Here is a 21,638-nt window from a genome sequence, read left to right on the forward strand (position 1 = left end):
CATCGGCCGGATCACCCCGGCGCCCCATCATCGGATCCGGCGGGACGGGGATGGCCGAACTCCGCACGCGTGCGATGGGGTGGGTGTCAGAATCGCGGTATGAGCGAACATGTATACCGAGTCATCGAAGTTGTCGGTTCATCGGCGGAGGGTACCGATGCGGCGATCGCCAATGCCATTGCGCGCGTGACGAAGACGACACGAAACGTCGACTGGTTCGAAGTCGTCGGTACCCGTGGGCATGTCGCCGACGGCGCCATCGCCCACACGCAGGTGACCCTGAAGGTGGGCTTCCGGATCGACGAGGACGACGCCGCGTCGTGAATTCGGCTCGACCGGAGGTCGCGACGCTATCCTGACCGCGGGCGGACGAGCGGGCCGCGGCATCCGAGGGGAATCAGGTGACAGACGAGGTCGAATGCGTGGTGGTCGGCGCCGGCGTCGTCGGGCTGGCGGTGGCGCGGCGACTGGCGCGCGACGGTCGCGAGGTGGTGATCGTCGAGTCCGAGGACGCCATCGGGACCCAGACCAGCTCCCGCAACTCCGAGGTCATCCACGCCGGGATCCACTATCCGGCCGGAAGCCTGAAGGCGCGTGCATGCGTCGCGGGTCGCGAACTGCTCTATCGCTACTGCGCCGAGGCCGGGGTGGCGAACCGACGCATCGGCAAGTTGATCGTGGCCGCCACCGAGGATGAGCGTCCGCAACTGCAGCGCATCATCGCCGCCGCGCGCGCCAACGGGGTCACCGACCTCCGTCTCGTCGAGGGTCCCGAACTGGCCGAGATGGAACCGGATCTGTCGGCCGTCGCGGCGGTGCTGTCCCCGTCGACGGGCATCGTCGACGGGCACGGCTTGATGCAGGCGCTGCGCCGCGACGCCGAGGACGCCGGAGCGTCGGTGGTCGTGCACAGCCCGCTCGTCGCCGGCGAGATCGGCGCCGACGCGACGATCACGGTGGAACTCGGCGACTCATTCCGGGTCCGGTGCGCGACGCTCGTCAACTGCGCCGGGCTGGGGGCGTGGGATGTCGCCGCCGCACTGGACGGGTTCCCGCCCGGACAGATCCCGTCGCGCCGTTTTGCCAAGGGCAACTACTTCGGCCTGGACCACGGCACCGCGCCGTTCACCCACCTGATCTACCCGGTGCCGGTGGCCGGCGGCCTCGGTATCCACCTGACGCTCGACCTCGACGGCCGGGCGCGATTCGGCCCTGACGTCGAGTGGCTGGGGGACGTCGATCCCGCGCACATCGACTTGTCCGTCGATCCCCACCGCGTCGATGCATTCACCGAAGAGATCCGGTGGTACTGGCCCGGACTCCCCGACGACGCACTGCACCCCGATTACTCCGGCGTCCGCCCCAAGATCAGTGGTCCCGGTGAACCGGACGCGGACTTCGCGGTCCGGGGACCCTCGGATCACGGGGTACCGGGCCTGGTCCACCTGTTCGGTATCGAATCGCCCGGACTGACGTCGAGCCTCGCGCTCGCCGACGAGGTGGCGGCGAGACTGCGGCCGTAGTCGGACAGCGCTGTGTCCCGCGTTGACGGCGCTCTGTCCCACGTTGACGGCGCTCTCTCAATCGCTGGTCGAGCCCGACGAGGCGCCAGCCGAGGAGGTGTCGAGGCCTGGTGGGGTGAGGCTGGAACGTGCTGGGGTGTTGGGCGCACAACATCGAGCGCTGTCAATGAGAAGCCGAGCGCTGTCAGTGAGACGCCGAGCGCTGTGAACGCGGAGACGGGCGCCGTCCATGTGAGCAAGAGCGCCGTCGACGGGCGGGCGATTGCGGCTTCTGAAGAACCCATCCGGTGGTGTGATCCATGTCGCCCGATCAGATCCGTGTGACGTGTCGGTGGCCGGAGCCGGGGTCGTAAGCTCGGAGAGGACCCCGACCCGCGGGCCGCGGATGCGGCGACAGCAAGACAACGCATCAACACGCACGATGTCGCCGCGACCGCGATACTGGTAGCGCCGAGACAACACGAATCCCGGTGCTGCGTGACCACGACTGGAGAGTAAGGCGGATTATGAGCGCGGAAAAACCGACCATCATCTACACGCTGACCGACGAAGCGCCCATGCTGGCGACCCACGCTTTTCTGCCGGTGATCCGAGCGTTCGCCGATGCCGCCGACATCAACGTCGCGACGTCTGACATCTCCGTCGCAGCCCGCATCCTGGCCGAGTTCCCCGACTACCTCACCGACGAGCAGAAGGTTCCCGACAACCTCGCCGAACTGGGCAAGCTCACCCAGGACCCCAGCACCAACATCATCAAGCTGCCGAACATCTCCGCGTCGGTGCCGCAGCTGCTGGCCGCGATCAAGGAACTGCAGGCCAAGGGATACAAGATCCCCGACTTCCCGGGCAGCCCGAAGACCGACGAGGAGAAGGCGATCCGCGACCGCTACACCAAGTGTCTGGGTAGCGCCGTCAACCCCGTTCTGCGTGAGGGAAATTCGGATCGACGCGCCCCGAAGGCGGTCAAGGAGTACGCCCGGAAGCACCCGCATTCGATGGGTGACTGGTCGATGGCGTCGCGCACCCACGTCGCGCACATGCGCCACGGCGACTTCTATCACGGCGAGAAGTCGATGACCGTCGACGGTGATCGTGACGTCAAGATGGAACTGGTGACCACCGGCGGCGAGACGATCGTCCTCAAGCCGAAGGTGTCGCTCACCGACGGCGACGTCATCGACGCCATGTTCATGAGCAAGAAGGCCCTCATCGACTTCTACGAGGAGCAGATGGAGGACGCCTACAAGACGGGCGTGATGTTCTCGCTGCACGTCAAGGCCACGATGATGCGGGTCAGTCACCCGATCGTGTTCGGCCACGCCGTGCGCACCTTCTACAAGGATGCCTTCGCCAAACACGGTGACCTCTTCGACGAACTCGGCGTCAACGTCAACAACGGGCTCTCGGATCTGTACGCGAAGATCGAGTCGCTGCCGGCGTCGAAGAAGGAAGAGATCATCGACGACCTGCACAAGTGCCACGAGCATCGCCCGGAGCTGGCGATGGTCGACTCGGCGCGCGGCATCTCCAACTTCCACTCCCCCAGCGATGTCATCGTCGACGCGTCGATGCCCGCGATGATCCGCGCCGGTGGCAAGATGTACGGCGCCGACGGCCGGCCCAAGGACACCAAGGCGGTCAACCCGGAATCCACCTTCTCGCGGATCTACCAGGAGATGGTCAACTTCTGTAAGACCAACGGCGCCTTCGATCCGACGACGATGGGAACGGTCCCCAACGTCGGCCTGATGGCGCAGCAGGCCGAGGAGTACGGCTCCCACGACAAGACCTTCGAGATCCCCGAGGCCGGTTCCGCCAACATCGTCGACGTGGCCACCGGCGAGATCCTGCTGTCCCAGGATGTCGAAGAGGGCGACATCTTCCGTCTGTGCATCGTCAAGGACGCCCCGATCCGGGATTGGGTGAAGCTCGCGGTCACCCGCTCCCGTGATTCCGGCATGCCGGTGGTGTTCTGGCTCGATCCGTACCGCCCGCACGAGAACGAGCTGATCGGCAAGGTGCGGACCTACCTGAAGGATCATGACACCGAGGGTCTCGACATCCAGATCATGTCGCAGGTGCGCGCGATCCGGTACACGATGGAACGCCTGATCCGGGGTCTGGACACCATCTCGGCAACCGGCAACATCCTGCGTGACTACCTCACCGACCTCTTCCCCATCCTGGAACTCGGCACCAGTGCCAAGATGCTGTCGATCGTGCCGTTGATGGCCGGCGGTGGTCTCTACGAGACCGGTGCCGGTGGGTCTGCGCCCAAGCACGTGAAGCAGCTGCTGGAAGAGAATCACCTGCGCTGGGATTCACTGGGTGAGTTCCTCGCGCTGGCGGTGAGCCTGGAGGATCTGGGCCGCAAGAATGACAATGCGAAGGCGACGATTCTCGCCAAGACGCTCGACGCGGCCACCGGCAAGCTCCTGGAGAACAGCAAGGGTCCGTCGCGGTCGACCGGTGAGCTCGACAACCGCGGAAGCCAGTTCTATCTCGCCATGTACTGGGCGCAGGAACTCGCCAACCAGACCGACGACGCCGAGTTGGCGAAACACTTTGCGCCGCTGGCGAAGTCGCTCGCCGAGAACGAGGACGCCATTGTCGCCGAGCTGAACGACGCTCAGGGCGGTGCCGTCGACATCGGTGGCTACTATGCACCGGATTTCGAGCTGACCGACAAGGTGATGCGCCCCAGCGCCACGTTCAACGACGCCTTGGCTGCCGTCAGCGGCTGACCGCCGGTCACAACGATCAGGGGTCGTCGCCGGATGCGACAAGCACCGGTGGCGGCCCTTCGTCGTGTTCGGGCGCTGTCGGTGTGGCGGGGCTACATCGATTCGAAGGCGCGGCCCAGCTCGGTGGCGACGTCGATGATGCGTGCCTTGGTGATGGCCGGATCGTTGATGCGCACGGCGACGTCGGCGGCGATGAACCGGCGGATCTCGTCGTCGACCTGGCCCACCATCCGGATGATCTCGCCGCGCAGGTTGCGGGCCGCCACACCCACTGTCACGTCCCGCGGACGTGGTTCGGCGACGTCGATGTGCAGTTCCAATGGCTCGATCGCCCGAGCGGTCAGGGCGAGGGCCACCGAGCCGTCGACGTCGTAGCGGATGCGATCGACCTTCAGATCGACCAGCAATCGGATACTCAGCGGTATCTGGACGGCAAAGGTGATGACGTCGGAGACCTCACGCACGATGTGGGGTTCGTCAATGCGCACCCGGGCGCGGACCTTGGCGATACCGCCGGGGCCCGACGGGATCGGTCCGACCTCGAAGGAATCACCCGTCAGCGTGGAGAATGCGCTGGCCACGCGGTCCTCGGTGACCGCCACCTCGAAGAAGCGGCGGCCGAACTCCTCGTACGTCAGCTCTGGCATCTCTCCATGGTGGCAAATCTCACCGAACTCGGGGGCGATCAGGGTCAACAAGCGTGGTCAGTGCCTGCCGTGCGCGTCGGCGCGGGCAGCCGCGTCCGGCCACATCCGGGGACATGGCGTGCCCGGGATGGTCGCGACCTCGAAGTGCCACCACTCGTTGGCGAATGTGCGGCACAGCCCCCACCGGTTGCCGTTGCGCTCGAGCCAGGCCGCCCCGGCCTGCGGCCCGACGTCGATCGCGTGACCGCCGACGTGGGTGGACTCATCCGGCGGTAGCACCCAGCGGCGTGCCGCCTCGGGGCTGCCGTAGGTGCCGATCGCGTCCCGCCACAGTTGCTGCTGCTCGGCCCGGGTGCGGGCGCCGGAGGTGATGTGCAGCGGAACCCCGTCGTCGTGTGCGGCCGCGGCGGCCTGCGCGTACGCGGTCGCCAGGACCGGGTCGAGGCCGGCGGTGCCCGACTCTGCGTGTGCCGGGGCCGCGGTCCCCGACCAGAGCAGGGCCAGCGCCCCGAGGACGGCCGACAGCATTGCGAGGCGGGCGGTCAGTGGTGTGCGACGGGCAGTTGGCGGCATCAGGGAGAACGACACCCGACCCAGTATGCCGTCTACTCTCGGCCGGTCGTGGTGAACGGCAACACCAACCGCGAGGGGTGGGCGGCGTCGCGGAACACCTTATGGGTGACCGGACGGCCGACCGGCAGGTGGAAGGCATCCGGTGGCAGCAGCGAGTTGTGGTCGTCGACCAGCGGCTCGTCGCCGCCGTGGGATTCAACGTCCCGGCGGCGGTGCCGGCATGTTCACCAGCACCTTGGCGATCTCGGGATGCAATGTCATCGCTCATGCCCCCGCGGTCTGGGATGTCGACTGTGCTGCCGGCTTCTGACCCGGGAAGGCGTCGTTGAGTTCACCCTCGGTCCAGCCGGACCGCGAAATACGTTGCAGCTCATCGGTGCCGGGCTTGCGGACGGCCTGATACTGCGCCAGCGCGGCCGGGACGGACGCCGCGTCACGCAGTGCGTTGGCGAGTTCGCCGGCATCGAAGATCGCCGAGTTCGCGCATCTCCTCGTTGGACACCACCGGTCACCAGGTGGGGATCCCGTTGTGGAACAGCGCTATCGAACAGGCGAAGGTGGCCGCGACGACGTTGCTGCTCGGCGCGGATGCGCCCGCGCTGGTGCATCGGCCGTACTTCTGGACCGAACAGTTCGGGCTGTCACTCAAGGCGGTCGGTGATCTTCCCTTCGTCGGCGAACCCGAGCGTCTCGACGGGGACCCGGACACCGATTCCGCGTCTGCGTCGACTGTGCGCGTCCTCGCGGGGCCGCGCCGGTGGACTGAGCAGGACGCGTGCCCAGGACCCCGATGGTCACCGGGCCAATACAGTAATGCCCATGACCAGTCTGCGCGAGGCCCAGAAGCAACTCACCCGCCGTCGACTCCTGACGGCCGCGCTGGAGACCTTCCAGGCCAAGGGATACGCAGCCACCACGGTCGATGACATCGCCAAGGCGGCCGGCACCACTCGGGTGACGTTCTATGCCTACTTCCCCAACCGCAGCGATCTGATGAGTGCCCTCGTCGACGAACAGCTCAACGAGTCATTGCAGCGCGATCGGTCCGATGACCACGGGTCGACCGCCACCGATCTGGTCGCGGTGGTGGCGGCGGGGACTCGCGACAGCATCGAGGCGTGGATGCGTGAACGCGTGACCATCTGGCCGGAGATCCGGCCGATCATCCGCATCGCCCGGCAGGCGGCCGGGGTAGATCCCGATCTCGGTGACATCGTCGAACGGTGGATGGAGGAGGCCGTGGCCGACATCGAGGAGGGACTCGAGCGGGCCGGCCGGTTCGAGAAACACCAACGCCACTTCCGGGGCGTCCTGGCCATCGCCGAACTCGACTACGTCGCCCAGAACTGGGGCAGCTCCGACTGGAAACTCGAAGAGGAACAGATGATCACCGAACTCGTCGACAGTTGGGTTCGGCTGCTCGCACCGGCCGCGGACTGAACGTCCGCCGTGGTTGTGCGGGACGATCCGGACGAGTCGGAGTCCGGTGTCGGCAGGCGCGTCCTGGTGATTCTCGGTGCGCTGTCGGCATTCGGCCCGATCTCCACCGATCTCTACCTTCCGGCGCTCCCCCGGGCCATCGTGGGCCGATCGGTGTTCGGGATCGGCACTGGTGTCGGTCTTTGCGCTGCTCACCGTCGTCGTAGGGCTCGGCCCGGTACTGGCCCCGCTGCTGGGTAGCGCCATCCAGCTGGTCGGTTCGTGGCGCACGATCTTCGCCGTGCTCGCCGTCATCGGTGCGCTCCTCGTCGTGGCCACCGCGATGTGGATCCCGGAAACGCTGCCGCCGGGACACCGAGTGTCCGGCGGGGTGCTGGCCGGCGCCTCGGCGTCGTATGGGCGGCTGCTCAGCGATGGCCGTACCTGCTGGTCATCACCACCGGCGCCGTCGGTTTCGGGGCGCTGTTCGCCTACATCACCGGCTCCCCCTTCGCATTCCAGGAGGTGCACGGACTGAGCCCCTCGGAGTTCGCGGTGGTGTTCGCGGTCGACGGTCTGTGCCTGATGGCGTGTGCACGGTGGGTGCGATTCTCCCGAGCGCTCCACCAGATCGCCTGTGGTGCTGCGTTTCTCGTAGCCGGTTCGGCGCTTCTGGTCGTGGCCGCGGGAACAGATGGCCTGGCGGCTGCTCGTCGGCTGTGCGGTCATCGCAGCGTTGTGGGGTGTGATCGGCCGAGCGTCACCGCCCTGGCATTGATACGCCATCCCGAACGCGCCGGCGCGGCGGCGGCACTGCTCGGCGCACTGCAGTTTCGTGGTGGGCGCGGTGACGGGCTCGCTGGTGGGGCACAGAGCCACCACGGGGATCCCGTCATCATCCCGCGTCGCATGGGCCGATTGCATCGAAATGACAAGCCATGTCCGGCAGCGCTTCTCGTCGCCGGTCCGGGGACAGGCGAGGTTCCTGTCCCCGCGTCGGAGGCCTATGGTGGAGGTGCCTGCGAATGAAGTCGGAGGCCTATGCTGGGGGTGCCTGCGAGAAAAGGAGTCAGTGGTGAGTGAGCATGAGGTCAAGATGATCGTGCTGTCGACCGATGATCTCGACGCATCCATCGAGTTCTACAGCGAGACCCTGGGTTTCGCGCTGAAGTTCCGTGACGGTGCGCATTTCGCGGCATTGAACGGCGGGGCCGTCACCCTGGCGCTGGCCACCGAGGTCGATCACCCGATCCCGGGACAGGTGGTGGTCGGGATCAAGACCGACGACGTCGACGCGGCCGCCAAGGCCATCGAGGCGAGTGGCGGCGGCATCGTCAAGGGTCCCTACGACGATGCGCATGAACGTCGCGCCGTGGTCTACGACAACAAGGGCAACGGACTGGTGTTCTACAGTCCGCTCGCACGCTGATCGTGCCGACCAGGGGTAGCGCTTGCGCATCAAAGTGAATACAATTAAATCGTGCACTACTTATCGGCGCCGGGTGGATCGCCCGGTGTACGCGGGTAGCCGACACCCGAGCCGTACACCCCAGAGCCATACACCCCAGCCGAGACAAGGAAGATCCCGATGAGCAAGACGTCCACGGTCACCACGACCAGCACGGCCACCGAGCGCCCGCACGGCTGGCAGTACGTGAAGTATTGCTACGGCGGTCGCCTGCCCGATTCGATGCGCGACTGGGTGACCAATGATCTCGCCGGCCCCGGCGCGGCGACCCGGATGGTCGCGCGCTGGGCGATCCCGTGCATCGTCGTTCTCGTCCCGCTGCTGTTCACACCGGCCGATTGGCTGGTGCGCGCCAACATGACGGTGCCGATCCTCATCCCGTACATCTTCTTCTCGATCGCGTTGAACCGGGTGTACCGACGTTTCCGGCTGACCCAGCACGGACTCGATCCGGATCTCGTCAACAAGCTCGAACGCGAGAAGAACGCCGACCTCTACGACGAGTACCGGCGCAAGTACCGCGGCACCGGCCACTGAGCCCGGCGCTCCAGCGCAATCCCGGCCCACGAAGTGGGGGAAGATTCGTCTTCCCCCACTTCTGTCGTTTCGTCGGTCGGCTGTTTTGTCGGTCGGCCCTGTGTCAGGTCAGCCGTGTCAGATCAGCCGGTTGCGGCCCGAGGACCGCCGCAGTTCGGTGAACGCGCCGATCGACGTCGAGGTCGCGGTGGCGACCGGCCGCCCACCCGTCTCGGTCTTCGACACCATGATCACGTTGTCGATGTAGGGCTGGATGGTGCTGGTGTTCTGCACGGTGGCCACGATGATCAGCTGGAACCCGAACTTGCGGAACGCCGAGAGAGCCTGCTGGGCGAACTGCGGATCGGATTTGGAGAACGCCTCGTCGAGCATCAGCTGCGCGAAGATCGGCCGGTTGTCGTCCCCGTCGGGACTCGCGAGGTTGAAGCTGAGCGCTCCGGCCAGACAGAACGCCATCAGTTTCTCCTGCTCACCACCGGAGTTGTCGCCGGCGTTGCTGTAGGTCCGGATCGTCTCGCCGGTGGCGGCGTCGTGCTCCTCGCAGTAGAAGTCGAAACGATTGCGCACGTCGAGGGCATCGCGGGTCCACTGGCGATCCTCCGGGGTGGCGCCCGCGAGACGTTCGCGCAGCAGCAGGATGTCGGCGTACTGCTCGAGGATCGCCTGCTCGTCGCCGAAGGCGACCGCGGTCGACCGCCGGGAGATCTGACGGGCCTTCTCGGTCAGTTCGGCCGCGGCGGCGAGGTGTTTGCGCCCGGGCTGCAGACGCAGCCGGGTACCGCGGTTGAACGCGACGGCCCCGAGGCCGGTGTTGACACGTTCGATCTGTTCGACGATGCGGCGTTCCTCGGCGTCGGCGGCCATGTGCAGGTTGAGGATCGCTCCCGGCGCCTGCTCGGTGATCAGTCGACGCATCCGTTCATAGGCCGACGGGAGTTCCCGTTCATCGATGCGGCGGCACATCGCCACGTAGTCGTACACCCGCTCGTCGAGGTCGTCGCTGTCGTTCGGGATGGCGTCGGGGAACTCCTCGTCGTAGGTCCGCACGATCCGCGCGAGTTCGTCCCGGGAGCGCCGGGCATCGGCGCGCATGCGGTCACGGTCCCGGCCGACCGCCTTCACCAGTTCCGCGCGGTAGGGCTCGGGTGCGAGGACGTCGAGGATGGCCGGTGACTCCTCCCGGAAACCGTCGAGCGCCACCTCGATGCCCTCACCGACCTGTTCGGGCGTGAGCCGATCGGTGAGGTCGAGCAACTGGGTGCGGCGCTCGTCGTGGGTGGCGATGCGGTCGCGCACCAGCGCCGCCTTGGAGATCGCCGCGCGCACCTGTTCCCAGATCTCCTCGGCCTTGCGTTGCAGGGCCTCGACGTCGGGATGCTCCTCCATCAGCAGTTCGTACTGGTCGGACAGGCGTTCGGCGCGGTCCTCGGCCGACTCCACGTCGATCTCGGTCCACTGGGTGAACTGTTCGCAGACACTGCGATACGCGTCGCGTCGCCGTTGTTTGTCGGATCGGTCGGCCTCGATCGACGCGGTCGCCGCGCGGGCCGACTCGTAGTTGCTCTCGTGCTGATCGAGTTCGTCGCGCAGGGCGGCGAGTTTGGCATCGACGTTGCCGACGAAGATGAACTGCGATGCCCGCAGGGTCTGACGGTCATCCTTGATGGCGAGTCTGGCCGAATCCTTGCGCAGCCCGCGATCGGTGACCGCCTTGGTGTGCCGGGAGAACTCGGCGGGATCGTCGACGCAGACGTAGTTGCCCAACCGGTTGAGGATGGTCAGGGCCTCCGCGGAACTGGGATGGGTGTCCTCGACCGGACGCAGCGTCGCGGCGAGCGTACCGGGCTCGGCGGCGCCGGCCTCCCGGGCCTGGACCTGGTGCAACTGGATCCGGCCACGCATGTCGTGGGTGTTGACGAAACGCAGTGCGGCATGAAAGTGCCTGTCGGGCACCAGGAGTCGTAATCCTGCGGTGCGCAGTACCTTCTCGACGGCGGGTCGCCACCGTTCCTGATCGGGATCGAGTTCGACGAGTTCGGCGACGTAGCGCAGTTCGGTGTCGTCGACCTGCAGGGCGTCGGCGATCACCCGGCGCATCTCGTGCTCGGAGCGCGGCAGGGCCGAACCGGCGTTCTCGACGCGGGTGAGTTCGTCCCTCGCGGCGTCACGCCGGGTCCGGGCGGCCACCTCCTGGGCGAGCACCTCGGCGTAGTGCCCCTTTCCGGCGTCGAGGAGCCCGTCGATCCGGGTGGCCTCCTCGATCAGGAACTCGCGTGATTCCCAGAAATCCTCTGCGGTGTCCGGGATCTCGACGTCGAGCGCGGACAGTTTGGCCTCATACGAGGAGAACCGGATCGACACCTCGTTGGCGGCCTTCTGGGCGGCGGTGAGCTGCTCGGACAGCGGGGCGAGATCCGCTGTGCTCGAAGCGATCCGGGACAGCAGGTGACTATGATCGGTCCGTAGCTGATCGTGTTGGGCGGTCAGCGCCTCGAGGTCGCCGTCGAGGCGTTCGATCTGATCGTCGAGGTCGGCGATCTCCGGTTGTGCGTGCCGGATTCGCAGATTGGTCAGGTAGGCGCGTACGGCGGCGGTGTCGATGGTGTCGAGCACCGAGAACTTCGCCGCCTCGGTCGCATAACGTTCCTGGATCGCCTCGATGTCGCCGAGAATGGTGCGTTTACGCCGGGCGATGTCGAGGAGTTCACGCGCGTCGACCAACGGATCGATCTGCTCGAGAGCGTCCTTGATGCCGACGATGCTCGTCGGCTCGTCGAGCATGAACTCGCGGACGAACTGTGCCAGGCCACCGACGCTCTTGAGCGACTTGGCCTTTCCGAGAAGTTGTTGGGCCGCATCGGATCCGCGGATGCCGATCAGCGAGTACAGGGACGCGAGGTACTTGCCCTCCCCGGGACCACCGCGCCAGCCGCGCTCACGGAGTCGGGCGGCGTTGTGATTGCCCTGCGCCCACTCGTTGCAGGCCTCGACGATGTCGGCGTCGCCCTCGGTCAGGAAGTAGGCGCTGTGCGCATCGGTCATCTTGCCCGCGGCAAGCCATTTGAGCACCAGCCCGGTGATCGCGGCACCCGAATCGGAGGTGTAGGTGACGGCGATGGCCGCCCATGCCGGACCCGTGCCGCGCAGGTACATCACCTCGCGGGTGGAGTTGACCCCGTCGCGGCGCTCACCCCACGCGCCGCGGACGTACTTGCCGACCGTGCGTTTGCCACTGGCCGAACCGGCGGCCGTCGCGTCCCCGGAGGCGTTGAAGTTGCGCCGATGATCGGGCAGGAAGGCCAGCGAGATCGCGTCCAGCAGTGACGACTTACCGCTGCCGGACGAGCCGGTGACCAGAGACCCGTTGACGCTGAACGGAATCGAGTGGTACCCGTCGAAGACACCCCAGTTGATCAGTTGCAGCCGGGAGAGGTGGAACTGGTCGACGCTGCTGCTCACCACTGGTCATCCCCCTCGTCGTCGGTATCGTCGGCATCGAGATCCACCGACTCGGCGCCGTCGTGATCCGACGGCGTGTCCTCCGCGTCGTCATCACCGACCTCGCCGGAACCGATGAACACCTCGAACTGGTGTTGCAGATCGGTGATGACCGAGGCGGTCATCACCGCGGTGATCACCGGGCTGACGGTGAAGGTGTCGGGGTCGTCGCGGTGACGACGCAGGAACTCGAGTTCCTCGAGTTTGTCGATGGCCTTGTCGATGCGCTTGTCGAACAGTGTCAGGTCCCGGTCGATCGTATTCGACACGCCCGCGAACAATTCGTGGATCTCCTCGTGGGTGATCAGCACCTGTTCCTCGCGCGCGGCCCGCATGTGTTTGGCCAGATGCAGAGCCAGGATCGCATCATAGGTCTGGATGGTCTCTCGTTTGAGAAGCCTTCTCCCCCAACGTGAGTCATAGCCCACCTGCTCGACGAAGGCGACCTCGAGTTCGGTGACCAGCCGCAGGCGCAGATCGAGTTCGGACAGCCGCACACGCAGCCGATCCTGATACTCGAGGACCCACGACCACAGCTGCGGGGTGCGATCGGCGCTGACGTAGCGGCGGGTCACCAGGTTCTGCAACGCCCAGCACGCGCGGTCGGGCATCTCGCTGAGGTCGCCGTCGAAACGCGGCACCTTCGGGCTGTCGTCGACGGTGGCGGTCCGGGCGACGGCGGGCAGGTCGTCGTAGCCGCGGAACTCGTCGGTGGTGGCAGGGTCGACGGCGGTGCCGTGGTCGCGATTGTCGGTCACAGGGTGTCGGCCTCCGCGGTCGGAATCGGTTCGGTGAAGGTGAGGCTCGGTACCTCGATGAAGCGGTCGTCGCCATCGAGCGACCGGAAGCGGAGAACCGAGGTCGGCGTGGACGCGGACGGGGATGACGCCGACGCCCCGGGCTGGCGCAACGCCCACGACCACAACACGATCACATGGGCCAGATACGGTTCGTCGAGCGAGTCGATGGCCTCGGCGAGGGTGACCGGACCGGTGTGCAGGGCGTCGTTGACGCGCTCGGTGAGTTCGACGGTGTCGACCTGGCCGGCCAGCGACACGAACGAGTCGAGATCGGCCTGTCCGTCGGCGATGAGCGCCGGGATCGGTGGTTCGGGATTGCGGATCTCGAACGCCAGTCGACCGATGGAGGTCAATGACGTTGTGGCCAGCGGTAATTCGTAGCCGAGGCGACGATCCGACAGCGATGTCGACAGCAACTCGTTCGCCGTCGACAACGCGTCGTTGAGCTGGCGGGCGATGCCGCGGCTCTGTTCGAGGGTGCCGGAGGCGACGAATCGGCGGATGCGGCGGGCGCAGCGCCGACGGATCCGGCCGACCTCACCGATCTGCTGGGTGACGAGGACGAAGAAGTTGTCCATCACCGACCGCAGCGCCGGATCGATACCGGGGAGACGGGCGATGACGGTGTCGATGTCGGCGATCAGCTTCGCGCGTTGTGCGGGGTCGCCGATCATCGTCGTGAATGCGTGGTACGAGGCGCTCTGTGACGACTCCAGCAGCGATTCGTAGTCGTCGAACATCTGCCGTTGCCGATCCCGGTAGGCGAGGTCGGAATCGCCGGGATCGTCGAGCAGCGCGGTGGTGATGCGATCGAGCATGCTGCCGTACTGACCGATGTCGGAGATGATCTGTTCCATCTGATAGGCGATGGCCCGGGCCTCGTCCTCGGCGGCGGCCAGGTCGGGCTCGCGCCGACGACCAGCATCGAGGTCGGCCAGTTCGGCGTCGAGTTCCTCGATCTGTTGGGTGAGGTCCTCACGCAGTGCGTCGGCGTCGTCGCTCACCTGTCCGGCGACGCGTCGCAGGCCCGCGGCGATGCCGTTGATGGACCCACCGGTGGCCACCGAGTCCTCACGGCGAAGCCGGCGGGTGTAGTCGAGGACCGAGCGCGCCTCGGGCGTCAGGTGGCACAGGTTCTGCCCGGTGACCGCAGGATCGGGCATCCGGTGCAGCCACCCGTTCTTGGCCCACAGTTTGATGAGGTCGAGTCCCTGGGGCTGGTCGATGAGACCGAGGTCGGAGATGTCGCGATCGAGGCGGACCGCCAGGTCTGTCTCCGACCGTCGCGAGCCGAAGTCGAGGTGGCGCTCCATCAGGGTGACGTAGAGGGCGGAGTTGGTGGCCGCGAAGAGGCGCACGGCTGCCGACTTCTGGATCGAGCGATTGGCCTCCCACGCCTGCGCCAGCGCCGGCTGTTGCACACTCTCCATGGCCGCCTCGTGGGTTCGTCGGGAAACAGTTCGTCGGTGTCACTTCTTCAGGGACACTTCGTCAGGGACATTCGGACCCGAGGTAGTGTCCCACGGCCGGGTCGCCTCGCCCGCGTCGCCCGGTGGCACGTGTGGAGCGATGGCGATATCCGCAGGTCGATCGGCTGGGGGCGATGCCCGCGCACGTCGTTGACAGCGCTCTGCTGGACGTTGACGGCGCTCTCGCCCGCGTTGACGGCGCTCTCGCCCGCATTGACAGCGCTCAGCCGGACGTCGACGGCGCCCCGATGACAGAAGCCGACGACGCACAGAGCGCCGTCGGTGAGGATAGGGGCGCTGTGAGTGGAGTGACGAGCGCTGTCAGTGAGGAACAGAGCGCTGTCAACGATCGGCAGGGCGCTGTCGGTGAAGCGGTGTTGACGCCGCGGTGGGTCGAAGGGGTCGGCGGCCTGGCGTGGTTCCGACGGCGGTGCCAGAGTGGAGCACATGCTGCCGATCCTGGATCTCGCCGACGCCGACACCGATCCGGAGGGGTTTCGGCTCGCGCTGCGCGAGGCCACGCATGTGCACGGATTCTTCTACCTGATCGGCCACGGGATACCCGCCGAACAGATGTCGGCCGCGGTGGCGGTGGCCCGCGAGTTCTTCGCCCTCGACGATGCGGAGAAGGACGAGATCAGTCAGCTGGACAGCCCGCATTTCCGCGGCTACTCGCGACTGGGCGGAGAACTCACCAACGGGCGGATCGACTGGCGTGAACAGATCGATCTGGGTCCGGATCGACCGGTCATCGACAACGCGGACGGCTATTGGAACCTTCAGGGCCCGAATCTGTGGCCGACTCGACCCTCGCGGTTTCGTGAGGTGTTCGGATCGTGGAGTGACTCCCTGTCCGAGGTCGGGCTGCGGCTGCTGCGGCAGTGGTCGTTGTCGCTGGGTGCCTCGGAGGACCACTTCGACGAGGCGTTCGCCCACGCGCCCGCCACCTTGCTGAAGGTGGTGCGCTACCCGGGCACCGCCGAACGTGAGCAAGGCGTTGGGGCGCACAAGGATTCGGGTGTCCTGACGCTTCTGCTCGTCGAGCCGGGATCGGCGGGACTGCAGGTCGAGACCACCGGTGGTGAGTGGATCGATGTGCCACCGGTGGCCGACGCGTTCATCGTCAATGTCGGTGAACTGCTCGAAGTCGCGACCGGAGGATATCTGCGAGCCACCCGTCACCGGGTGCGCGCACCGAAACCGGGAACCGATCGCATCTCGATCCCGTTCTTCCTCAATCCCGCCCTCGATGCGGTGATACCGATCATCGACCTGCCTCCGGAACTCGCCGCCCGCTCGCGCGGCGTCGAAGCCGATCCGGCCAACCCGATCTATGCCACCTACGGGGAGAACGCGTGGAAGTCGCGTACCCGGGCGCATCCCGATGTCGCACAACGTCATCACGGGATCACCCCGACGGGCCCCGCCTCGGCATACTGACCCGGCGTACCGACCGGCACCGGACTCCGGACTCAGATCGGCAGCCACTCCGGGCGGCAGGAACCCCGCGGCACCAGGATGGTGCGGTACGCACCGGGCGTGCCGCTCATCCGGACCTGATCGGTGACGCCCTGATAGGCACCGAGTGCGGTGTCGGCGGTGAACGTCTCCGGATCGAGGTAGCGGTGCGCACCGCCGCCGGCGTCGGTACCGGCGATCTCGTGGGCGTATCCGCGGTCGAAGACCCCCATGCCGACGATCCACAGCGCCGCCCGGGTCAGCGAGACATGCACCCGATAACTGCCGCCGTGCTCTGCCCGACGGGCCAGCGCCTCGGTGACCCCGGCGGCCAGCAACCACGACACGATGTAATCGTTGACGACGAGAATCGGTGGTAGCGAGGGTGTGTCGCCGCCGCCCTCGCTCAGCATCATCCCGGCCAGGCTGCCCGCCGTCTGATCGAACCCCACCTGATCGCTCCACGGTCCCGATTCGCCGTTGAGGGACGCCGTCGCGTGGATCAGACCTCGGTGCCCGGCGGTGGCGGTCGCGGCGTCGAGTCCGATCTCGGCGAGGTAACCCGGCCGTCGGTTGGCGTAGAGGACGTCGGCGCCGGCCACCAGACCGCCGAGGAGTGCGCTCCCCGACTCCGAACGCGGATCGATCACCGATGAGCGGACCCCGACGTTGGCGGTGGCGTAGGTGGCGTCGTGTTCGAGTTCGTTGGGTCGCCAGATGTTGAGGACGTCGGCGCCGTGCAACGCCAGCGACCGCCCGACGCCCGCACCGGCGATGACGTGGCCCATCCCGAGCGCGCGGATGCCGTCGAGGGGCTGGTCGGTCCCACCGGACAGCGGAATCGGGTCACCGTCGCCGATGCGGGTGATCTCGATCAACGGCATATCGGCGAGGACGTCACGGTAGTGGGGCTCGTCGAGCAGTTCGGTGATGGTGCGCAGCATCGGCATCACCACCCCGGCCTCGGTGCCGGCAGCCTCGAGTTCACGTCCCTTCCAGGTGGCGATGGCGGCGGCGACCGCCCGCGAATCGTCGGGGACACCGAGGAGTCGCTGGGCGCCGATCTTGATCTTGGGATAGGGATTGAGCGGCATCATCCAGCGATCGTCGCCGGTCCGGTAGAAACGGAATCCCAACGCATTCGACGGATTCGCCGGGGTCGACGGCGGATACCCGTTGAGCAACTCCCACTTCTGGTCGTAGAACGGGCACAGCCGGTGTGGTGCGCTGCGCAGGTCGACCGAGATGTCCTGTCCGGCTCCACCTCTCAGACGGTGGAGCTTGGCGACCGCGGCGGACTTGGTGGCCAGCGCGATGCCCGCCGCCGCGCCGAGTCGCAGGGTGCTCGGCACCACCGGATCGGCACCGATGAACCTCACCTCGCCACCGGTGTCGGCGGGCGACATGCCCAGCCCGGACAGCACGCCCTCGAATTCGGCACCGGCATCGAAGATGTCGTCGGTGGCCGGCGTGGCCGCGGCGGTGCGGAGTCGTTCGGTCAGCGACGTCATGCGGTCACCTCGGCATCGTCGACGTCGTTGCCGTCGGCGGCCGCGCTGAGCAGATCGTCGGGAAGGAGGACCTGGCGCGACCGCAGGTATTCGCCGATCGCCTTGCCGACCTGATCGACACGCAGATTCGACGACCCGCCGGTACCGAGCAGTCCGCGGAAGACGAAGTGCACGGCCCGCAACTCGGGGAACTCGTGTCGGACGATGTCGAGGTCCTTGGTCTCCGGGATGAGGCGACGGATCTCGTCGGTGTCGAGGAATCGGCGCAGCCACAGCCACACTCGCGGATCCGGGGTCCACACACCGACATTCGAGTTGCCGCCCTTGTCGCCGCTGCGGGCATGGACCACGGTACCCAGTGCGACACGGGTCACCCGCTCCGCCAGCGGCGCGCCCGAGGGTTCGGGATGCTGTGGCTGCGAGACGATCTCGAATGCGGGCGGTCGCGGTGCGTCGACGGTGCGGCCGTCTCCGACGACGGCCCGATGGCGCAGCGCCGACTGGTCCAGGACACCGGGCCAGTAGTCGATCCGCGGTGACGGCCGTGAGTGCAGACCGGCCGCCCCGTCGTGGAAATAGCCCGGGATTCCCTGCAGATACAGGCTCCCCAGTCGGGCACCGAGAGCGGCGGCACCGAGCGTGTCGGCATCGTCGGCGGTGGCCATCACGCGCAACGACACCGTTGCGGCCCACTGTGATTCGGGATCATCGGCGGCCGTACCGATCGCCGTGAGGTCGATCTCGACGCCGTCGGGCAGATCCAGCGACAGTTGATCGCGGATCAGCGCGATCTTCTCCTCCACGTGTGGCGAGGTGACGAAGACCGTGTTGACGACGCTGTGGCCGACCTTGCCGAACAGGGCCACCTTGGTGGTCGGCGGCGGCGGCGAGCCGACGGCACCGGTGACGGCCACGCGGTCGGACCCGACCGCATCGACGCGCACATGATCGAGACGAACGGTGACATCCGGGTTGAGGTAGACCGGTCCCTGGATCTCATAGACCAACTGGGCGGTGACGGTGTCGACGGTGACCGCTCCCCCATCCCGGGCGTGTTTGGTGATGACAGCGGAGCCGTCGGCGGCGATCTCGGCGATCGGGAATCCGGGCACCAGGCGATCGGGAATGTCGAGGAAACCGGAGAAGTTACCGCCCACCGCGTGGGATCCGCATTCGATGATGTGTCCGGCGACCACGGCCCCGGCGAGTGCGTCCCACTCGTCGGTGGACCAGCCATGCCACCACGCCGCCGGGCCGAGGGTCAGCGAGGCGTCGGTGACGCGGCCACACACGACGATGTCGGCCCCGGCCTCCAGTGCGGCGGCGATCCCCCACCCGCCCAGGTAGGCGTTGGCCGCGATCGGCTCGGCCGTCCACTGTGACAACGGCGCACCGCTGTCGAGGTGATCGAGGAGATGGCCTCCGGCGCGCAGGTCGGCGAGGTCACCGAGGATGTTGTCGCCCTCGATGTAGGCGACCTCGAGAGCGACTCCGGCAGCGGCGATCTCGTCGCGAAGTACCTGGGCGAGCCGGGCCGGATGGAATCCGCCGGCGTTGGTCACCACGGCGATCCCACGATCGGCGATGGTGGCCAGATGTGGCCGAATCTGGCGCACGAAGTATTCGACGTAACCGCGATCGGGGTTGCGGATATAGGCCGCGGACAACGAGGCGAGGGTGATCTCGGCGAGGTAGTCACCCATCAGAACGTCGATCGGGTCACCGTCGAGTGCCTCGGTGATGGCGGTGGGGCGATCACCGAGATATCCGGAGAAGTTCGCGATGCGGATGGGTCGTGTGGGGTCGGGTACTGCCATGTGGGCAGGCTATCGACCGACCGTCGGCGGTGACCAGGATCGATCGGCGAAGCCCACGATGACCGAATCGGTCGCGAACGCGGAGAGCCGCCGGTGGCGGTGGCCTACAGTGATCGCTGTGGATGTGCTTCATCTGCGGTACTTCGTCGCGGTCGCCGAGGAACGCAGTTTCACGCGGGCGGCGGCGCGACTGCACATGGCCGCGTCGCCGTTGAGTCAGCGCATCAAGGATCTCGAACGCGAACTCGGCATGGATCTGTTCATCCGCGCGCACCGTCGGGTCGAGTTGACCGACGCCGGACGCGCGCTGCTCCCCCAGGCGGGTGACATCGTCGAACGGGTCGACGCGATTCCCGATCTTCTCGCGGCGGCGCAGACCGGGCAGCAGCGCCGCGCGGTCATCGGCATCGCCCCGGAGGTGTCGCCGTCGATCCGTGACGCATTCCTCGACGTTCTGGCACAACGGTATCCGGACGTCCGTCCCCAACTACTACCGGCCAGCACCGCTCCGCTGCTGCGGGATCTACGAGGCGGAGCCGCCGACCTCGTCCTCGTCCACGGGCCGGTGGGCACCGACGGTGTGGAGTCCCTGCTGCTCGATCGGCAGCCCGTCGGGGTGGCGGTCGGTTCGATGATCGTCGACGGCACGCCGGAGACGATCGCGCTGGCCGAACTGGCCGAGATCCCGTTCGCCTCGATCAATCACGATGCGGCACCGGAGATCTACGCGAACCTCGACAACCTGCTGACCCGGCACGGCGTGCACAAACGGATCACGCTGAGCGACGGCAACTTCGGGGGTCTGGCGCATCTGGTGGCGACCGGGCAGGCGTTCACCCTCGTCGCCTTGGGTGACGGAATGACCGGCCGCCTGTTTGCCGGTGAGCCGGTGCAGGTGATTCCGCTGCGCCACAGCAGGGCGCACATCAGCACGGTGGCGGCGTGGCGGGAACGGCGAGCGGCCACCGATCCGTTGGTCGCCGACCTCGTCGACGTCGTCGGCCGCCTCGACGATCACCGCCGATCGGAATCCGCATCGGGCTGATCACCGGCGAACCCGGCGAAAGGCCGCCAAACGGCTGCCCACCCGAACGATTCCGTCTACCATCTCCGTCATACTCAATTACATGACCATGGATGTTTCATGACCAGGAGTGTTCGATGAAGGAATTCCGTGAGGCGGTCGAACGGGGCGACACGACGGCCATCGAGGCGTTGCTCGCCGACGATGTGGTGTTCACCAGTCCGGTGGCGTTCGCGCCGTACGAGGGCAAGGCGATCACCGCGGCGATCCTGCGCGGCGTGATGCGGGTGTTCGAGGACTTCCGCTACATCCGCGAGTTCGGATCGGCCGGCGGCGCCGACACTGCGTTGATGTTCACCGCCACCGTGAGCGGGAAATCGATCACCGGCTGCGACTTCATCCACGTCGACGCCGATGGCCGGATCGATGACCTGATGGTGATGGTGCGTCCACTGTCCGGGGCCACCGCGGTGGCCGAGGCGATGGGCGCGCAGTTCGACCGGATCCGCGCCGAGGCAGCCGAGGCCGCGGCGGCCGCCGGCGGGAGTCGGGGCTGAGTCAGGGCGTGTCGGCCCGGTCGGCCTGCGCCGTCGCGGCCATCCGGGTGGACAGGACGTCGGCGGCGCGTCGACACCATGCGGCGTTCTCCCGTTCGAAGGCGATGCCACGCAGTCCGGTGAGATACGGTCCCACGGACGGACTTTCGGCGAGAAAGCGATCTTCGGAGACGTCGCCGCGCACCTTGCGCAACAATCCCTCGATGAGACGGGCCTTGGCCAGTGCCGACTCTGCGCGTCCGCGCAGGTCGTCGATCAGTGCGGGGGTGTCGCCGATGTCGCAGGCCCGCACACGCACGAGGAGTTCATCACGCATGAAGGTCGGTTTCGAGGCGCCCTCGACGAACCTCCGCAACACTTCCCTACCGTCGTCGGTGATCGCGTAGACCCGCTTGTTGGGACGAGGGTGCTGGATGACCTCGCGGCCGCTGATCAGGCCGGCGGCCTCGAGGCGGGGCAACTCCGCGTACAACTGTTGCGGGGTGGCGAACCAGAAGCTCGCGACCGCGACATCGAAGGTCTTGGCGAGTTGGTAGCCCGACGCCTCGCCGTTGATCAACTCGGCCAGAATCGCGTGACGCAATGACATGACG

The 21,638-nt window shown here is 67.0% G+C and carries 18 protein-coding genes and 2 pseudogenes; 11 read left to right on the forward strand and 9 right to left on the reverse strand.

The window, feature by feature from the left end; all coding sequences use genetic code 11:
• The first annotated feature begins 99 nt into the window (after positions 1-99).
• The 3 genes from ABLE94_RS20985 (at position 100) to ABLE94_RS20995 (ending at position 4,267) form a co-directional block, all read left to right on the forward strand.
• Positions 100-324 carry a dodecin gene (locus ABLE94_RS20985; RefSeq protein ID WP_348809748.1) on the forward strand — a complete coding sequence of 75 codons (225 nt, stop codon included), beginning with the start codon at positions 100-102 and terminating at the stop codon, positions 322-324.
• Positions 325-401: 77 nt separating this feature from the next.
• A complete protein-coding gene (locus ABLE94_RS20990) occupies positions 402-1,523 on the forward strand; it encodes an NAD(P)/FAD-dependent oxidoreductase (RefSeq protein WP_348809749.1) in 1,122 nt (373 codons plus the stop codon).
• A gap of 506 nt (positions 1,524-2,029) precedes the next feature.
• Positions 2,030-4,267: an NADP-dependent isocitrate dehydrogenase gene (locus tag ABLE94_RS20995; RefSeq protein WP_348809750.1), complete on the forward strand. Its 2,238-nt coding sequence runs from the start codon at positions 2,030-2,032 to the stop codon at positions 4,265-4,267.
• A gap of 92 nt (positions 4,268-4,359) precedes the next feature.
• On the opposite strand, the gene ABLE94_RS21000 is transcribed toward ABLE94_RS20995, so the two are convergent.
• The 3 genes and pseudogenes from ABLE94_RS21000 to ABLE94_RS21010 form a co-directional block, all read right to left on the reverse strand.
• Positions 4,360-4,914 carry a hypothetical protein gene (locus ABLE94_RS21000; RefSeq protein WP_348806850.1) on the reverse strand — a complete coding sequence of 185 codons (555 nt, stop codon included), beginning with the start codon at positions 4,912-4,914 and terminating at the stop codon, positions 4,360-4,362.
• A gap of 57 nt (positions 4,915-4,971) precedes the next feature.
• On the reverse strand, positions 4,972-5,442 hold the full coding sequence (locus tag ABLE94_RS21005; protein ID WP_348806910.1) for a M15 family metallopeptidase: 471 nt from the start codon (positions 5,440-5,442) through the stop codon (positions 4,972-4,974).
• Between the two features lie 77 nt (positions 5,443-5,519).
• Positions 5,520-5,666 (reverse strand): annotated as a pseudogene (locus tag ABLE94_RS21010) (X-Pro dipeptidyl-peptidase domain-containing protein); the annotation flags it as partial.
• Positions 5,667-6,306: 640 nt separating this feature from the next.
• Here ABLE94_RS21010 and ABLE94_RS21015 point away from each other — a divergent pair.
• The 5 genes and pseudogenes from ABLE94_RS21015 (at position 6,307) to ABLE94_RS21035 (ending at position 8,911) form a co-directional block, all read left to right on the forward strand.
• Positions 6,307-6,927, forward strand: coding sequence for a TetR/AcrR family transcriptional regulator (locus ABLE94_RS21015; protein ID WP_348806848.1), 621 nt, complete (start codon positions 6,307-6,309; stop codon positions 6,925-6,927).
• A 172-nt stretch (positions 6,928-7,099) separates the two neighbouring features.
• Positions 7,100-7,243: pseudogene (locus ABLE94_RS21020) on the forward strand (Bcr/CflA family drug resistance efflux transporter); the annotation flags it as partial.
• An 8-nt stretch (positions 7,244-7,251) separates the two neighbouring features.
• Entirely contained in the window at positions 7,252-7,935 is a 684-nt protein-coding gene (locus ABLE94_RS21025) for an MFS transporter (RefSeq protein ID WP_348806913.1), read from the forward strand.
• 46 nt (positions 7,936-7,981) lie between these two features.
• On the forward strand, positions 7,982-8,335 hold the full coding sequence (locus ABLE94_RS21030) for a VOC family protein (RefSeq protein WP_348806847.1): 354 nt from the start codon (positions 7,982-7,984) through the stop codon (positions 8,333-8,335).
• A 159-nt stretch (positions 8,336-8,494) separates the two neighbouring features.
• Positions 8,495-8,911: a DUF5313 domain-containing protein gene (locus ABLE94_RS21035; RefSeq protein ID WP_348806846.1), complete on the forward strand. Its 417-nt coding sequence runs from the start codon at positions 8,495-8,497 to the stop codon at positions 8,909-8,911.
• 117 nt (positions 8,912-9,028) lie between these two features.
• On the opposite strand, the gene ABLE94_RS21040 is transcribed toward ABLE94_RS21035, so the two are convergent.
• From ABLE94_RS21040 to ABLE94_RS21050, 3 genes are read right to left on the reverse strand one after another with little or no spacing between them, the layout of a single operon-like run.
• Entirely contained in the window at positions 9,029-12,370 is a 3,342-nt protein-coding gene (locus ABLE94_RS21040; RefSeq protein ID WP_348806845.1) for an ATP-binding protein, read from the reverse strand.
• Positions 12,367-13,167 carry a DUF4194 domain-containing protein gene (locus ABLE94_RS21045; protein WP_348806844.1) on the reverse strand — a complete coding sequence of 267 codons (801 nt, stop codon included), beginning with the start codon at positions 13,165-13,167 and terminating at the stop codon, positions 12,367-12,369. The genes ABLE94_RS21040 and ABLE94_RS21045 overlap by 4 nt, the downstream gene beginning before the upstream one ends.
• A complete protein-coding gene (locus ABLE94_RS21050; protein ID WP_348806843.1) occupies positions 13,164-14,639 on the reverse strand; it encodes a DUF3375 domain-containing protein in 1,476 nt (491 codons plus the stop codon). Before ABLE94_RS21050 ends, ABLE94_RS21045 begins: the two co-directional genes overlap by 4 nt.
• A 486-nt stretch (positions 14,640-15,125) precedes the next feature.
• Here ABLE94_RS21050 and ABLE94_RS21055 point away from each other — a divergent pair, with 486 nt between their 5' ends.
• Positions 15,126-16,118: an isopenicillin N synthase family dioxygenase gene (locus ABLE94_RS21055; RefSeq protein ID WP_348806842.1), complete on the forward strand. Its 993-nt coding sequence runs from the start codon at positions 15,126-15,128 to the stop codon at positions 16,116-16,118.
• Between the two features lie 32 nt (positions 16,119-16,150).
• Here ABLE94_RS21055 and ABLE94_RS21060 read toward each other — a convergent pair whose 3' ends face one another.
• Both ABLE94_RS21060 and ABLE94_RS21065 read right to left on the reverse strand, forming a co-directional pair.
• Entirely contained in the window at positions 16,151-17,647 is a 1,497-nt protein-coding gene (locus ABLE94_RS21060; protein WP_348806841.1) for a CoA transferase, read from the reverse strand.
• Positions 17,644-19,464, reverse strand: a complete 1,821-nt coding sequence (locus ABLE94_RS21065; RefSeq protein ID WP_348806840.1) for an acyclic terpene utilization AtuA family protein — start codon at positions 19,462-19,464, stop codon at positions 17,644-17,646. Before ABLE94_RS21065 ends, ABLE94_RS21060 begins: the two co-directional genes overlap by 4 nt.
• A gap of 118 nt (positions 19,465-19,582) precedes the next feature.
• Between ABLE94_RS21065 and ABLE94_RS21070 the strand changes: the two genes are divergently transcribed.
• Both ABLE94_RS21070 and ABLE94_RS21075 read left to right on the forward strand, forming a co-directional pair.
• On the forward strand, positions 19,583-20,509 hold the full coding sequence (locus tag ABLE94_RS21070) for a LysR family transcriptional regulator (RefSeq protein WP_348806839.1): 927 nt from the start codon (positions 19,583-19,585) through the stop codon (positions 20,507-20,509).
• A gap of 116 nt (positions 20,510-20,625) precedes the next feature.
• Positions 20,626-21,045 (forward strand): nuclear transport factor 2 family protein, encoded by a 420-nt coding sequence (locus ABLE94_RS21075; protein WP_348806838.1) that lies wholly within the window; start codon positions 20,626-20,628, stop codon positions 21,043-21,045.
• 1 nt (position 21,046) lies between these two features.
• Here ABLE94_RS21075 and ABLE94_RS21080 read toward each other — a convergent pair whose 3' ends face one another.
• Positions 21,047-21,634, reverse strand: coding sequence for a PadR family transcriptional regulator (locus ABLE94_RS21080; RefSeq protein ID WP_348806837.1), 588 nt, complete (start codon positions 21,632-21,634; stop codon positions 21,047-21,049).
• Between the last annotated feature and the right edge of the window lie 4 nt (positions 21,635-21,638).

It is taken from the genome of Gordonia sp. VNK1, from assembly GCF_040049135.1.
GTDB classification, from domain to species: domain Bacteria; phylum Actinomycetota; class Actinomycetes; order Mycobacteriales; family Mycobacteriaceae; genus Gordonia; species Gordonia oleivorans.

Coding starts and splice junctions, on each gene's coding strand:
- ABLE94_RS20985 (WP_348809748.1), top strand. CDS start 100: ATGAGCGAACATGTATACCGAGTCATCGAAGTTGTCGGTTCATCGGCG.
- ABLE94_RS21015 (WP_348806848.1), top strand. CDS start 6,307: ATGACCAGTCTGCGCGAGGCCCAGAAGCAACTCACCCGCCGTCGACTC.
- ABLE94_RS21055 (WP_348806842.1), top strand. CDS start 15,126: ATGCTGCCGATCCTGGATCTCGCCGACGCCGACACCGATCCGGAGGGG.
- ABLE94_RS21005 (WP_348806910.1), bottom strand. CDS start 5,442: ATGCTGTCGGCCGTCCTCGGGGCGCTGGCCCTGCTCTGGTCGGGGACC.
- ABLE94_RS21050 (WP_348806843.1), bottom strand. CDS start 14,639: ATGGAGAGTGTGCAACAGCCGGCGCTGGCGCAGGCGTGGGAGGCCAAT.
- ABLE94_RS21080 (WP_348806837.1), bottom strand. CDS start 21,634: ATGTCATTGCGTCACGCGATTCTGGCCGAGTTGATCAACGGCGAGGCG.
- ABLE94_RS21075 (WP_348806838.1), top strand. CDS start 20,626: ATGAAGGAATTCCGTGAGGCGGTCGAACGGGGCGACACGACGGCCATC.
- ABLE94_RS21035 (WP_348806846.1), top strand. CDS start 8,495: ATGAGCAAGACGTCCACGGTCACCACGACCAGCACGGCCACCGAGCGC.
- ABLE94_RS21065 (WP_348806840.1), bottom strand. CDS start 19,464: ATGGCAGTACCCGACCCCACACGACCCATCCGCATCGCGAACTTCTCC.
- ABLE94_RS21060 (WP_348806841.1), bottom strand. CDS start 17,647: ATGACGTCGCTGACCGAACGACTCCGCACCGCCGCGGCCACGCCGGCC.
- ABLE94_RS21000 (WP_348806850.1), bottom strand. CDS start 4,914: ATGCCAGAGCTGACGTACGAGGAGTTCGGCCGCCGCTTCTTCGAGGTG.
- ABLE94_RS20995 (WP_348809750.1), top strand. CDS start 2,030: ATGAGCGCGGAAAAACCGACCATCATCTACACGCTGACCGACGAAGCG.